The 14,072-nt window shown below is 48.2% G+C and carries 9 protein-coding genes and 1 tRNA gene; 5 read left to right on the forward strand and 5 right to left on the reverse strand.

The annotated features are described in order from the left end of the window. The first annotated feature begins 320 nt into the window (after window positions 1-320). Window positions 321-1,931 carry an NAD(P)/FAD-dependent oxidoreductase gene (locus ACO0K2_RS18385; RefSeq protein ID WP_423021519.1) on the forward strand — a complete coding sequence of 537 codons (1,611 nt, stop codon included), beginning with the start codon at window positions 321-323 and terminating at the stop codon, window positions 1,929-1,931. Window positions 1,932-2,012: 81 nt separating this feature from the next. Here the strand turns inward: ACO0K2_RS18385 and ACO0K2_RS18390 are convergent, their stop codons facing one another. From ACO0K2_RS18390 to glnA, 5 genes are all read right to left on the reverse strand, one after another. Then, window positions 2,013-2,840, reverse strand: a complete 828-nt coding sequence (locus ACO0K2_RS18390) for an HDOD domain-containing protein (protein WP_423021520.1) — start codon at window positions 2,838-2,840, stop codon at window positions 2,013-2,015. A gap of 212 nt (window positions 2,841-3,052) precedes the next feature. Beyond that, entirely contained in the window at window positions 3,053-4,552 is a 1,500-nt protein-coding gene (ntrC, locus tag ACO0K2_RS18395; RefSeq protein WP_423021521.1) for a nitrogen regulation protein NR(I), read from the reverse strand. An 81-nt stretch (window positions 4,553-4,633) separates the two neighbouring features. Then, window positions 4,634-5,710: a nitrogen regulation protein NR(II) gene (gene glnL / locus ACO0K2_RS18400; RefSeq protein WP_423021522.1), complete on the reverse strand. Its 1,077-nt coding sequence runs from the start codon at window positions 5,708-5,710 to the stop codon at window positions 4,634-4,636. An 88-nt stretch (window positions 5,711-5,798) separates the two neighbouring features. Further along, window positions 5,799-6,287 (reverse strand): DUF4124 domain-containing protein, encoded by a 489-nt coding sequence (locus ACO0K2_RS18405; protein WP_423021523.1) that lies wholly within the window; start codon window positions 6,285-6,287, stop codon window positions 5,799-5,801. Window positions 6,288-6,454: 167 nt separating this feature from the next. Beyond that, window positions 6,455-7,870, reverse strand: a complete 1,416-nt coding sequence (gene glnA, locus ACO0K2_RS18410; protein WP_423021524.1) for a type I glutamate--ammonia ligase — start codon at window positions 7,868-7,870, stop codon at window positions 6,455-6,457. Between the two features lie 680 nt (window positions 7,871-8,550). On the opposite strand from glnA, the gene ACO0K2_RS18415 reads away from it, so the two are divergent. From ACO0K2_RS18415 to ACO0K2_RS18430, 4 genes are all read left to right on the forward strand, one after another. Beyond that, window positions 8,551-11,511, forward strand: a complete 2,961-nt coding sequence (locus tag ACO0K2_RS18415; RefSeq protein ID WP_423021525.1) for a bifunctional diguanylate cyclase/phosphodiesterase — start codon at window positions 8,551-8,553, stop codon at window positions 11,509-11,511. A gap of 39 nt (window positions 11,512-11,550) precedes the next feature. Continuing rightward, the gene (locus ACO0K2_RS18420; RefSeq protein WP_423021526.1) at window positions 11,551-12,015 is read left to right on the forward strand and encodes a rhodanese-like domain-containing protein; all 465 of its coding nucleotides are present in this window, start codon (window positions 11,551-11,553) and stop codon (window positions 12,013-12,015) included. Window positions 12,016-12,113: 98 nt separating this feature from the next. Beyond that, window positions 12,114-12,203, forward strand: a tRNA-Ser gene (locus ACO0K2_RS18425). A 264-nt stretch (window positions 12,204-12,467) separates the two neighbouring features. Next, on the forward strand, window positions 12,468-14,033 hold the full coding sequence (locus tag ACO0K2_RS18430) for an FAD-binding domain-containing protein (protein WP_423021527.1): 1,566 nt from the start codon (window positions 12,468-12,470) through the stop codon (window positions 14,031-14,033). The last annotated feature ends 39 nt before the right edge of the window (window positions 14,034-14,072 follow it).

Consider the following 14,072-nt stretch of genomic DNA (forward strand, 5'->3'; position numbering starts at 1 on the left):
GCAGATGTTGTCGCTTTCGCGTCAACTTCATCAAATCAAACCGCCGGAGTTGCTGGCTGCTGCTTTCTTCTAACTTCCCGTTTTAGCGGGAGGCGAACTATAGCAAAGTCCGCCCCGTTTAGGCAAGTGAAATTTGAAAATCATTTAATCCAATAGAGAAGCACAAGCAACACTCCCCCTTCATTTGCGTTACTAGTCATCACATGGGGGAAGATCTCACTCTGCGCACAAAAGAAGCAGGTTTATGACAAGTAACAGGTAAAATACCGTCTTTAGAAGAATTAGCTTACTTCCTAGGTGAAGTTTTTTGGACACGAATTATGTTACGCATTACCGATTTACAGTTACCGCTCGACCACTCGGAAGACGCTCTCAAAGAAGCGATTCTGGCGTTTTTATCGATCGAAGCGAGTGACCTCATAGAATTCACTGTATTCCGTCGCAGCTACGATGCACGGAAAAAGACGGCGATTGTATTGATCTATACCGTCGACCTTAAAACTACCAAAGACGATGCCCTGCTGCACAAATTTAAAAATCGTCCACATTTCGGCCTTACGCCCGACACAAACTATAAGTTCGTCGCAAAGGCAGGCACTACACCATTTAAGCGCCCAGTCGTCATTGGGTTTGGACCATGCGGCCTGTTCGCTGCACTGCTATTAGCAGAAATGGGGTATCGCCCTATTGTTCTTGAACGCGGGAAAACTGTCCGGGAGCGAACCAAAGACACGTGGGGACTGTGGCGTAAGCGTGAGTTGCAACCAGAATCCAATGTACAGTTTGGTGAAGGTGGTGCAGGTACTTTCTCAGACGGCAAACTCTATAGCCAAATTAAGGATCCCAAGCATTACGGTCGGAAAGTGCTCACGGAGTTTGTGAAGTCTGGTGCGCCAGAGGAGATTCTCTACGTCAACAAACCTCATATCGGAACTTTCCGTCTGGTGAAGATGATCGAAGAGATGCGTAATAACATCGAAGCACTTGGTGGCGAGATTCGTTTTCAGCAAAAAGTCACGGATATCGACATTCAGGACGGTCAGGTTCGCGGTCTTCACGTGAATGACGGCGAATATATTGAAACAGATCACGTAGTGCTCGCTATCGGTCACAGTGCTCGTGATACTTTCCAGATGATTTACGATCGCGGCGTTTATGTCGAAGCGAAACCATTCTCCGTCGGCTTCAGGATTGAACACCCTCAATCAGTCATTGATAAAGCCCGGTTTGGTCCCAATGCGGGGAATAAAATATTAGGTGCCGCCGACTATAAGCTCGTGCATCACGCAAAAAATGGTCGCTCTGTGTATAGCTTCTGTATGTGTCCAGGCGGAACAGTGGTTGCTGCAACCTCTGAACCTGGGCGTGTCGTCACAAACGGTATGAGCCAGTATTCGCGTAACGAGCGCAATGCGAATAGTGCGATTGTGGTCGGAATTACACCTGACGATTACCCTGGTCACCCTCTCGCAGGGATTGATTTCCAACGCAAGCTCGAAACAGCAGCGTATCACTTGGGCGGTGAAAACTACAACGCACCAGGCCAATTGATTGGTGATTTCATTAAGGGACAGGCATCAACGGAATTCGGTGAAGTTCTCCCCTCTTACAAACCAGGCGTTACCTTGGTCGACTTAGCCAAAGCACTTCCTGAATTTGCAATTACAGCGATTCGAGAGGCGATACCTGAATTCGACCGGAAAATTCGCGGTTTTGCGATGAGCGATGGCATTCTCACGGGGATCGAAACGCGAACATCCTCACCGATTCGCATCAAGCGTCACGACAGCACGTTACAGAGTTTGAATACACGAGGTCTGTACCCTGCAGGTGAAGGCGCGGGCTACGCCGGTGGCATTTTATCAGCGGGTGTTGACGGCATTAAAGTCGCTGAAGCCGTCGCGTTGGATATCGAACGTAATCGCCCATAAAACCATACTGCACCAAACCCGACCACAACCTGCAACAACATGTGGCACGGGTTTGGTGCCGTGAAAAAATACGCTTTACTATTAGCTGAGCAAGTCCCCAAGACCCTCACTCAATTCAGCGAGAGATGGCATGTCTTGCAGGATAGTCTCGGCAGTTAATCCCAGCTTCTTAGCAACCTCGATGGGTAATGTGGCCTCAAGCTCTTCGCTGGTGAGTTGATTTTCTTCTGCTCTCGCACGCCACGTCGCAATGTGCACGATACCAGCAATTGGCTCAAAATCCTGCGTATCTAAAGGCGATGCTGAGCCTTTGATGGTTTGAGAAAATGTATCTGGAAATCTCCACCGTTTTGCGAGTTCAGCACCGACATCATAAAAATCGTAGCCAAATGAATTGCGTTCAACCCCAGCGCGGCGCGGGTCAAGTGTTCCGGCAAATTTATCTATTTGCAATGCTTCTTCTGGCATCCCCGCATGCATCACCAATTGACCAATGGCATGCATGAGCCCGACGGTGAATGCAAAATCAGAATTGCCGTGGGTTTGCTTTGCGAGCCACTTTGCCACGACTGCAGTATGAAGGCTGTAACGCCAAAATTGCTTCAAATCGATGCCAGGCATCGTCTTAAAACCGCCCGTCAAACCGCTACTCACAACCAAGGTTCGAACAGTCATAAACCCCAACATCAACACCGCGTCGTCGACTGAACCAACACTACGTGAGGCGTGATAGTAGGAGGAATTCGCCAGACGCAAGAGCTTGGCACTCAGAACTTGATCCGCAGAGAGCTTTTTAGCGATTTCGTCGATCGAGACGCTATCATTATTGAAACTCTCAATCACCTCCTGCACAACTTTAGGAATGGATGGCAACGCATTTTGTTGCTGGAACAGTGCATCGATTTTCATAGGGCATCTCCATATAGGGTAGCAGCGCGAGCACTGCGTGGGTCGTGCATCCTCATTGAAATTTATGCCAGCAACAATGATCAATAGCAAACTAAAACACTTGAACAATGCCGCCTGCTATCAAAAATCATACTCTGATATTGATGCCCTACACAACGATTTAATCAGAAACCGTCATTCCGCCAACAAATTGCCCTTATTTATGACAACAATTAATCGTCTTTTGCCCCATCGATGCCCAACTCCTGAATTTTTCGGGTAATCGTATTACGTCCAATCCCTAACCGAATCGCTGCATCATTTTTTCTGCCATGCGTATGTTTCAGCGCCGCTCGGATCACGATTGACTCAAAGCTCTTTCCCAATTTGACGATCACATCCGTTTGCCCGTCATTGAGCATCGCAGAGGCTTCTGCCTCAAGTAACGCAATCCAATTTGCACTCGACAGTGGCGGAATCTCATTCCCTGTCTGATCATGTGCAGCGGTGGATGACGCTTCAGATACCGCGAGCTTGGGTGCATCGCTTCTACGCACCTCAGAGGCGGCGCTTGCCACAGTCGAAGGGAGCATATCTTGCGGAAGATCGGCAATCTCGACCGTTTGACCTGGTGCCATGACGGTAATCCAATTACACAAATTCTCCAGTTGTCTTACGTTACCTGGAAAATCCATGCCAGACAGATAATGCATTGAAGCGTCAGATAACCGTTTCACATCAACGCCAAGTTGCTTCGCACTTTGGGCGAGGAAAAATTTTGCCAGTAACGGTATATCTTCTCTACGCTCACGCAGGCTCGGTAAGCGCAAACGAATGACATTAAGACGGTGATATAAGTCTTCTCGAAACAGCCCATCTTTTACCCGCAACTCGAGATTTTGATGCGTAGCAGCAATGACGCGGACATTTGCCTTCATCGGCTGATGCCCACCCACTCTATAGAAATGCCCATCAGACAAGACACGCAACAACCGCGTCTGTAGATCAAAAGGCATATCACCAATTTCATCTAAAAATAGCGTACCACCTTCAGCCTGCTCAAACCGACCTCGTCGCATCGTTTGCGCGCCAGTAAATGCACCGCGCTCGTGGCCGAATAACTCTGATTCCAATAAATCTTTAGGGATCGCAGCTGTGTTGAGTGCAATGAAAGGTTGATTGGATCGAGGGCTGTGTTTGTGCAGCGCACGTGCTACTAATTCTTTACCACTACCTGACTCGCCCGTGATCAATACAGTCACATTGGATTGCGACAATCGGCCAATCGCACGAAAAACGTCTTGCATTGCTGGTGCCTGACCAAGAATCTCAGGGGTTTCAGAAATCGTTTGCTCGACGTTCGCTTCGCGCAGACTTTCTTCCAATGCACGACGTATCAGTTCAACTGCTTTATCTAGATCAAATGGCTTAGCCAAATACTCAAAGGCACCACCTTGAAACGCCGCAACGGCAGAATCAAGATCCGAGAATGCCGTCATAATGATCACGGGTAATCCGGGATGCTTAGCTTTTACGGTTTGTAGTAACTCAAGTCCGGATGCACCGTGCATACGGATATCAGAAACCAATACTTGCGGGGCTTCGGATTGCAGCGCCAACATCGCATCGCGCGCATTGGTGAAGCTTTTCGTTGTCAGATTTTCTCTGGCCAAGGCTTTCTCAATGACCCAGCGAATTGAGTCGTCGTCATCCACTATCCAAATTGGTTTCATATCTTTATCTTAGTCTCAGGTTTCAACGTAGCGTTTAATGATGACACACTTGGCGTCTCACACTTGATGCGCTTACTTGTATCAAGGAAGCGGAATCAGGATCCGGAAATCAGTACAACCAGGTCGACTTTCACATTCGATCACCCCCATGTGCTGATCCACAAAGGTTTGTGCCAAGGTTAAGCCTAAACCGCTACCGCCATCTCTTCCCGATACGAGGGGATAAAAAATCCGGTTGCGGATTTCTGGTGGAATTCCAGGTCCGTTATCAATGATATGCAAATCTAATGCCAGCCTATATCTCACCTTGGCGACCGTAATTTGACGCACCACTCGCGTTTTAAAAGTCAGGCGTGCGTCGCCTTGTCGAATTCTGTCGTTCAAGGCTTGTGCGGCGTTATGTGCAATGTTGAGAACAGATTGGATCAGTTGTTCTTTGTCGCCACGAAATTCCGGAATCGACAAATCATAATCACGCTGAATCGTCAGTCCTTGCGGAAATTCTGCAACGATCAAACTCCGTACCCGCTCGCAGACTTCATGAATGTTGACGTCGCCGACAATATGCGGCAACCGATGGGGAGCAAGCAAGCGATCGACCAATGTCTGTAGACGATCCGCCTCCTTGATAATCACCTGGGTATATTCCCTGAGTTCTTTCAGCTGGCGTTCAGGGAGTTCTAATTCAAGTAATTGCGCCGCGCCACGAATCCCTCCAAGGGGATTTTTAATCTCGTGTGCAAGATTGCGAATCAGCTCTTTGTTTGCTTTATTTTGATCGAGCATACGTTCCTCTCGATCAAGCTTGAGCTGCTGCACATTTTCACGGAATTCAATTAATACTGGCGACTCTGGATTATCCAAGGCCGTGACAATACTATGCACATGCAATGGTTCCCGTCCTACGCGCTCCAAAGTTAAGTCCTGACGCTTGTCAGCAAACTGGTGTTCAACCGCTTGCTCAAAGACTGCCATCAATTCGCTCGCATTCAAAAAAAGATCGCTCAACTTTTGATGCGTTAAGGCTTTCAACGAACTATCTAACAAGCTTTCGGCAGCAGCATTAGCGAAAATGATGCCGCCTTCGCCATTGAGTACAATGACCGCCGACGTGAGCAGATCGAGTCCGGCAAATGAGGTGAGAGTATTTTTCAACATAGTCCAAAAAAAAGGCCGCACATGGCGACCTTTACGCAAACATCATGCCTGAGAGATAGCGATATATCAGCATGATCATCAACTCAGGCTATTTAAGGTTATTTAGTTCACGCTGCAATGCTTCGATATTTTTTTCAGTCCGACTAATATCTTCTTTCATGGCCGCGGTGCGCTCTTGGTATTTCGCATAGTTACGCTCGCCACCAAGTCGCTCTGGCTCGCCATTGTTGTAGTCTTTTTTCAAGTCATCCAACTTCTTTTGTTCCGACTTTAACTCGTCCATGAGAATTTGCTTACGGTCTGAATCACGGGCCTTTTGCGTTGAATCATCCACTTTTGGAAAATCAGCAGGACTAGATGCAGATTTGCTCAATGCTTTTTTGGAGGAGGATGGCAACACAGGCGCTGGAACGACAGTAATTCCGGGCAAATCGACTTTACTACATCCCTTAGTGGCACCCGTATTTTTATACTCTTTACGTCCATTCGCATCCACACACAGATACACCTCGGTTTGGGCGTAGGCGATACTTTGTAACAAGAGTAAGGAAATCAGGCCAGTCAATAATCGCGTCATATACATTCAATAATCACAAAGAGAATCGTAGTGTATTCCAAGCTGGGACCATACACAATTGCCGCTTACTAGATGTAACAAACCCCATCGGGCACCCGGCAGAAAAAAAGCGGGGTTGCCCCCGCTTTTTTTGTGAGTTGCAACGAATCACAACCATTGACAACGAATTACAGAGAGTAATACATGTCAAATTCAACTGGATGTGTCGTCATACGCATGCGTTGTACATCTTGCATTTTCAGCTCGATGTAAGCATCGATCATGCTGTCGCTGAACACACCACCGCGTGTCAGGAACTCACGGTCTTTGTTCAATGCATCCAGCGCTTCTTCCAGAGAAGAACATACTGTTGGGATCAATGCATCTTCCTCTGGTGGCAGATGGTACAGATCTTTTGTCGCTGCTTCACCTGGGTGAATCTTGTTCTGTACGCCGTCCAGACCTGCCATCATCAGTGCAGAGAAGCACAGGTATGGATTTGCCAGTGGATCTGGGAAACGTGCTTCAACGCGACGACCTTTTGGATTCGCAACGTAAGGAATACGGATCGAAGCAGAACGGTTACGCGCAGAGTAAGCCAATTTCACTGGTGCTTCGTAACCTGGGACCAAACGCTTGTAAGAGTTTGTACCTGGGTTAGTGATCGCATTCAGTGCTTTTGCGTGCTTGATGATACCGCCGATGTAGTACAGAGCGAATTCAGACAAACCAGCATAGCCGTCGCCTGCGAACAGGTTTTTGCCGTCTTTCCAGATCGATTGGTGAACGTGCATACCAGAACCGTTGTCACCAACGATTGGCTTAGGCATGAAAGTCGCTGTCTTACCGTAAGTGTGAGCAACATTCCATACAACGTATTTCAGGTTTTGAGTCCAGTCAGCGCGCTCAACCAAAGTAGAGAACTTTGTACCGATTTCATTTTGACCAGCACCAGCCACTTCGTGGTGATGTACTTCTACTGGAATGCCCAGGGATTCCAAGATCAAGCACATTTCAGAGCGCATGTCTTGGAAGCTATCCACTGGTGGAACTGGGAAGTAACCGCCTTTGACTGTCGGACGATGGCCAGTGTTGCCGCCTTCGAGTTTTTCGCCAGTTGTCCAGGAAGCTTCTTCGGAATCAATCTTCACGAAGCAACCAGACATATCGATTTTCCAACGTACGCCGTCGAAAATGAAGAATTCTGGTTCTGGACCGAAGTAAGCTGTGTCACCGATACCGGAAGATTTCAGGTAAGCCTCTGCACGTTTTGCGATGGAACGTGGATCACGGTCGTAACCTTTACCATCAGATGGCTCGATCACGTCACATTGCATAAACAATGTTGTCTCTTCCATGAATGGATCGATATTTGCCGTGTTTGGATCAGGCATCAGCAACATATCAGACGCTTCAATGCCTTTCCAGCCGGCGATAGAAGAGCCGTCGAATGCGTGGCCAGATTCGAATTTATCAATGTCGAATTGGGAAATTGGAACAGTTACGTGCTGTTCTTTGCCTCGGGTATCAGCAAAACGAAAATCAACGAACTTAACTTCGTTGTCTTTCGCCATTTTCAAGACTTCTGCGGCTGTCATTGCCATGTGAAACTCCTCAAATAGAGCTAAAAATAAATTCGGAAATTGCTGAGCACTACGCCAGTCATATTAATTGACAGAAATGAGCGTATTGATCACCCTCTGTCCCGTCCAATTTCATGCATCGGCTAAACTCAATTATCAATCATAGCAGAAACTATGCCACCTTCCAGCTCCGCAAAAAACAAATAAATTCATGCGGAAAATAAGGTTTTAGTCGTTTTTAATTTCCGCTGAGTCAACTATTTAAAAGAGCACCAAATAAATGCAGCACTAAAACAGTGCAAAACGCCCATATTGCACCAAATAAATGCGTTACGTGCATTCTTGGCGAAAGCGTGTCTTTTTGGTGCGTCAGTCGGTATTTTTCGCCACAGTAAAGAGCGAAGCCATCAAACCAGCCGCTCTACCGTTTGTTCATGTGCCGCAGACGAGTGCGCCATCGATGATAAAAATTAATTATTTAATAATATTAGCCTTTTTCTACGTTCAATGATTGATGCGTATCAGAAACACTGCTGATTGGAAACAAATGAGATTGACCCTTATTTAGCAAATAGATATCGTCACACGAGTGATTGCACGACCACGATGACTGGGCAAGATGTGGCAATTAACAAGGTTTCTTCCATCGCCACAACGAAATGAGTAAACATCACATGCAACGCATCCTACGAAGAATTCCCATGAACTCTCAGCTTTGTGCGATATGGACATTCTTCATCGCCATCGCGATAGGCACATCGATCGTCATGCGGTTTGAGCAAAGCGCGCATCTTGAGGAGCGTTTATCAACAGCCGATTTGGCCACAATGCAAGTCAGGAAACTAGAAGACAAGCTCGCACAAGCACTGTCTGCTACTTATGCTGTTGCTGCATTAGTCAAAGACCACAATGGTGAGGTCAACAATTTCGCCTCGTTTGGAAGTCATCTCTTGCAGTATCACGCAGGAATCTCAGCACTCTATCTTGCGCCAGATGGTGTCACACGCGAAGTCGTTCCACCGGTATGGGCTAAATTTGGATTAGGTATCGACTTATTCAGCGACCCTGCCAGAAAGACCGAAGCCCTCATCGCTAAAAATACCAACCAGCTTTCGCTCGCCGGACCACTCATGTTAAAAAGAGGCAGTCTGGGCATCATTGGCCGTCTACCTATTTTTTTAAAAAAAGAGGATGGGACTGACCGTTTTTGGGGAATGGTCTCCGTTGCGATCTCGCTTGAATCGATTCTCAAGGAAGCCGAACTGCCGTTCCTCGGACAGCGTGGCTACGACTACGAACTCTGGCGGTATGATCCAACGACAGGCTTAAAACAAAGTATCAACAAGAGTCCCCATTTTGCACATCAAGAGAGCATTCGACACATCATCCGATTGCCCAACACGACCTGGTACCTCGACGTCGTCCACAGCAATGCACAACGCGCTTTTCCGGGCTCGTTCTTTCGATACAGTCTCGTTCTGATGTGTAGCCTCCTGCTTGCTGCGATGATCAAACTGCTCATCGACACGTGGTATCAAAAACAAAGTCTCGAAGATATGATCAAAGCACGCACCAAGGAACTCGCCGCCCGCGAAGTGGACCTTTGTCGTGCGCAGCGTATCTCTCGAACCGGGAGTTGGGCTGCCGATGTATATGATCAGATTTCTTGTTCTAGTGAAGTTTATAGCATCCTCAACATCCCTTTCGATACCGAACTGAGTTATCAAACCATTTTGAAAAAAATCCATCCGGATGACCGTCGCCATGCCATGAAGCACTGGGAACAGATGGCAACGGATACGCATAGCGAATCAGAATTCCGCCTGCTGATCGACGGCAAAATCATCTGGATTCATTCCCAAATTGAATTGGATAAGAGCGCCTCCGGCGAGACGATTCGGCGCATTGGTACGCTCCAAGATATTACAGCCCGTAAGCAAGTCGAGGACGATCTTCGGATTGCCGCGATTGCCTTTGAAGGTCAGGAAGGCATGGTTATTACCGATGAACGGCGCACGATATTGCGCGTCAACAAAGCGTTCACCAGAATCACTGGCTACGAAAAAGAAGATGCCCTTGGCAAAACAACGAGTCTTCTCAAATCGGGGATGCACAGCAGTAGCTACTACAGCGATATGTCCGCGCAATTAAATGAACACGGATTTTGGCAAGGAGAAATATGGAATCGGCGTAAAAATGGAGAGATCTATCCAGAATGGCTGACCATTACTGAAGTCAAGTCGCACGACGGCAAGGCGATCCACTATGTGGGCACGATGCAAGACATTACCCAACGTAAAGCCACAGAAGCAAAGCTAGAGCACCTCGCTTACCACGATCCATTAACTGGACTCGCAAACCGGCGCTTACTCCTTGATCGCTTACAACATGCGCTTGCGAATAACAACCGGAGTAAGCAACATGGCGCTATTATTTTTCTGGATCTTGATAGTTTTAAAACGATCAACGATATTAACGGCCATACGATCGGCGACATGATGTTGGGGGAAGTTGCAAAACGCCTAAGCGACAGTATCGGTCGTGCTGATACGCTGGCACGCATTGGTGGCGACGAGTTCGCACTGATCCTCGAAGATCTCGATGAACGGGTACAAGGCGCTGCGATGAAAGCCAAAAAAGCGGCCACGCTCATCATCGAACAACTGAAGCGCCCTTTCTTTATCGACGGACAACAATTTCACACCACAGCGAGTATTGGCGTTGATATTTTTAGCGCCAACACAGAATCAGCCAATGAATTGCTCAAGCAAGTGGAAGTCGCCATGTACGAAGCAAAATCTTCCGGTGGGGACACACTTTGCTTCTTCGATCCGAACATGCTCAATATCGTGACCGCCCGCGCCGCGATGGAAGCTGATTTGCGTACAGGTATCTGCCAACACCAATTCGTTTTATATTATCAACCACAGGTCAACAGTGCTGGAAACCTGATTGGGGCAGAGGCCTTAGTTCGCTGGAAACATCCATTTAAAGGAATGATTTCACCCGCCGAATTTATCCCATTAGCAGAAGAGTCAGGATTAATTATTCCTCTTGGAACGTGGGTATTTAAGACCGCCTGCAAACAACTTCTGCTATGGGAAAAAGATCCCCAAACTGCCGCGCTCACGATGGCTGTGAATGTCAGTGCAAAACAATTTCGTCAGCCTGATTTTGTGTCAGGAGTTCTCAGCACGATAAAAGAAATTGGCATCAACCCGAACAAACTTAAATTAGAACTCACAGAAAGTTTATTGGTCGATGATATCGAAGAGACGATTCAAAAAATGCATCAACTCAAAGCATACGGCGTCTGTTTTTCATTAGACGATTTCGGGACTGGTTACTCGTCATTAAGCTATCTGAAACGGCTCCCTCTCGATCAGCTCAAAATCGATCAATCCTTCGTTAGAGATATTTTGATCGACCCGAATGACGCCGCCATCACGCGCACCATTATTGGCCTTGGCAAAAGCCTCGGACTAGCGGTCATCGCAGAAGGTGTGGAGACGGAAGCACAACGCGCCTTCTTACAACGTCAGGATTGTCACGCATTTCAGGGTTACTTATTTGGCCGCCCCGCGCCCACCCTCACTTACGGTCAAAACACGCTCATCACAACGGAATCCGTGACTGTGCAAACCACGCACAGTCATGCATAATGAATCTTCTTTTTCCACTCTTAATGAAGAGATTTAGGCATGTCTGATGATTCCTTGCTGCAACTTGGACGCCAGCGCGGACAAGAACAACACTTACCCTACGCCGGTGCGTTGACACCCAATGAAGCCTATTCATTATTGCAGTCAACGCCCTCCGTCATTCTGGTGGATGTACGCACCAACGCCGAGAGAGACTGGATTGGTAAAGTGGCCATCGCCAATGAACAACATTTCGCTGTGCAATGGAGTCTCTACCCAGGAGGCACACCTAACCCCGACTTCCTCACCCAGTTACAAGCGGTAACGAATGACCATCACACTGTGATCTTGTTTCTCTGCCGCTCTGGGGTTCGTTCGCGTCATGCTGCAAAACTAGCAACAGAAAATGGCTACACCAATTGCTTTGACATCTTGCAAGGATTTGAAGGCGACAAAGACGAACACGGTCACAGAAAGACGGTGGGCGGCTGGTGTTACAACGATTTACCGTGGGTCGGCGCCTAATTATTGAATAATTCAACCGCAAACGCTTCCCTATGCAGAAATAGTTTGCTAGAATAGCGAGCTTCGCTGATGCAGCAACACCGCAGCGTTGAAATGCAGGAGAGGTGGATGAGTGGTTTAAGTCACACGCCTGGAAAGCGTGCGTAGGTTAATCCCTACCGGGGGTTCGAATCCCCCCTTCTCCGCCACGAATATCGCAAGTCGCAACAAGCTTGCAAAAAAAGCCCCCAGTTTTCATTAACTTGGGGCTTTTTTCTTTCCCCCACCCCGCCCATGCTCATGCATGCTCGATCCCCATCCACATCAAAACGCGTTGACGGCTTCATCGCTGGCTTTCCTTCGCCAACACCAAGAGTTCTTGCAAGAAGTAGCGAAAATAGCGAGCAATAGTCAAAAATAGCGAGAAATAGCGGCAGCCGATGCGATTTTTTATCCGTTGATATAATGCCCGCATGACATACAGCATCGTTTGGTTTAAACGTGATCTGCGTTTGAACGATCATCTCGCACTCCACAACGCAGTCAGCCGAGGCAAGGTACTGTGCTTGTATGTGGTCGAGCCTTCGCTGTGGGCGCAGAAGGATGCCGCGAATCAGCACTATCAATTTTTGTTGGAAAGCCTGCGAGAACTCTACGCTGCCCTCCGTCAGCGGGGTGGTCAATTACACATCATGACAGGGGAAGTGAGCGACGTCTTTTCTGTGCTCTTTGCCCATCAGCCTTTTTCAGCCATTTATTCGCACGAAGAAACCGGCAATGCCATGACGTATGCTCGCGACAAGGCACTGGGGCGGTGGTGCAAACAAAGCGGCGTTACCTGGGTTGAATTTGCGCAATTTGGGGTTGTTAGGCGCTTAAAAAACAGAGATGACTGGCAGCACTACTGGAATGCGCATAACGATGCGGACTGTGTCCCAGTGCCCACACTCAGTGCCGCGCATTTTGAACAACTCGCGCCGGGGTTGGCGCTTCCTCAGTTGCCACCCGCTGTGCGTGATCTCGGCCTGGACCCTTTTGATCCTCCGCGACGTCAACGAGGAGGACGGCAACAAGGTTTGCAGACCTTGAATGAATTCTTGACCGAGCGATGCCGTCAGTACCGAGGGGGAATTTCTTCGCCGTTATCAGCACCCACTGCTTGCTCGCGTTTATCACCTTATCTTTCGTATGGCTGTGTCAGTCTACGTGAGATCGTTCATGCCACTCGGCAGCAGATAGCGACATTGTCAGCCAATGAAGATCGCCAAAAGAAAGGTTTGAATGCCTTTATCAGCCGGCTCTATTGGCATTGCCATTTCATTCAAAAATTAGAGAGTGAGCCGGAGCTGGAATATCGCAACCTGCACCGAGGCTACGACGGCTTACGTGAACATGACTGGAATCAAGCACACTTCGATGCCCTCACGACTGCGAGGACAGGATGGCCATTGGTCGATGCGTGCGTCATGATGCTGCGGGAAACCGGTTGGTTAAATTTTAGGATGCGCGCCATGTTGGTTTCTGTCGCCGCGTATCCACTATGGCTTGACTGGCGTCCTGTTGGGCATTGGCTAGCACGCCAGTTTTTGGATTATGAACCAGGAATACACTGGAGTCAGATGCAAATGCAATCGGGCACGACGGGGATCAACATTCCTCGTATTTATAACCCGATCAAACAAGCAAGCGATCACGATCCTCATGGACATTTTGTACGGCGCTGGCTACCAGCAATGCGACGCGTGCCGGATACGTGGTTGTTCGAACCTTGGCGTATGCCACCCGATGTCCAGCGTGCATGCGGTGTTGAAGTGGGGGTCGATATTCCTATCCCCGTTGTGGAACTCGACACAGCAACACGTGAAGCAAAAGCGCGTTTGTTCGCGGTACGCGCTCAGCCACAGGTTCGCGCAGCCAAACGTGCCATCGTTGAAAAACACGGTTCACGGCAAGGTAATCATGATCGCGCACGCTCCCCATCGCGAGCAAAGAAAACATCGTTACCTGCTGCTGTACAACAATTAGAACTCGACTGGTGAAATAAACGACAATGCGAATGCGAAAAAAATCAGACTTAC

Origin of the sequence: Undibacterium sp. MH2W, from assembly GCF_049340215.1 — a bacterium.
Classification (GTDB): Bacteria; Pseudomonadota; Gammaproteobacteria; order Burkholderiales; family Burkholderiaceae_D; genus Undibacterium.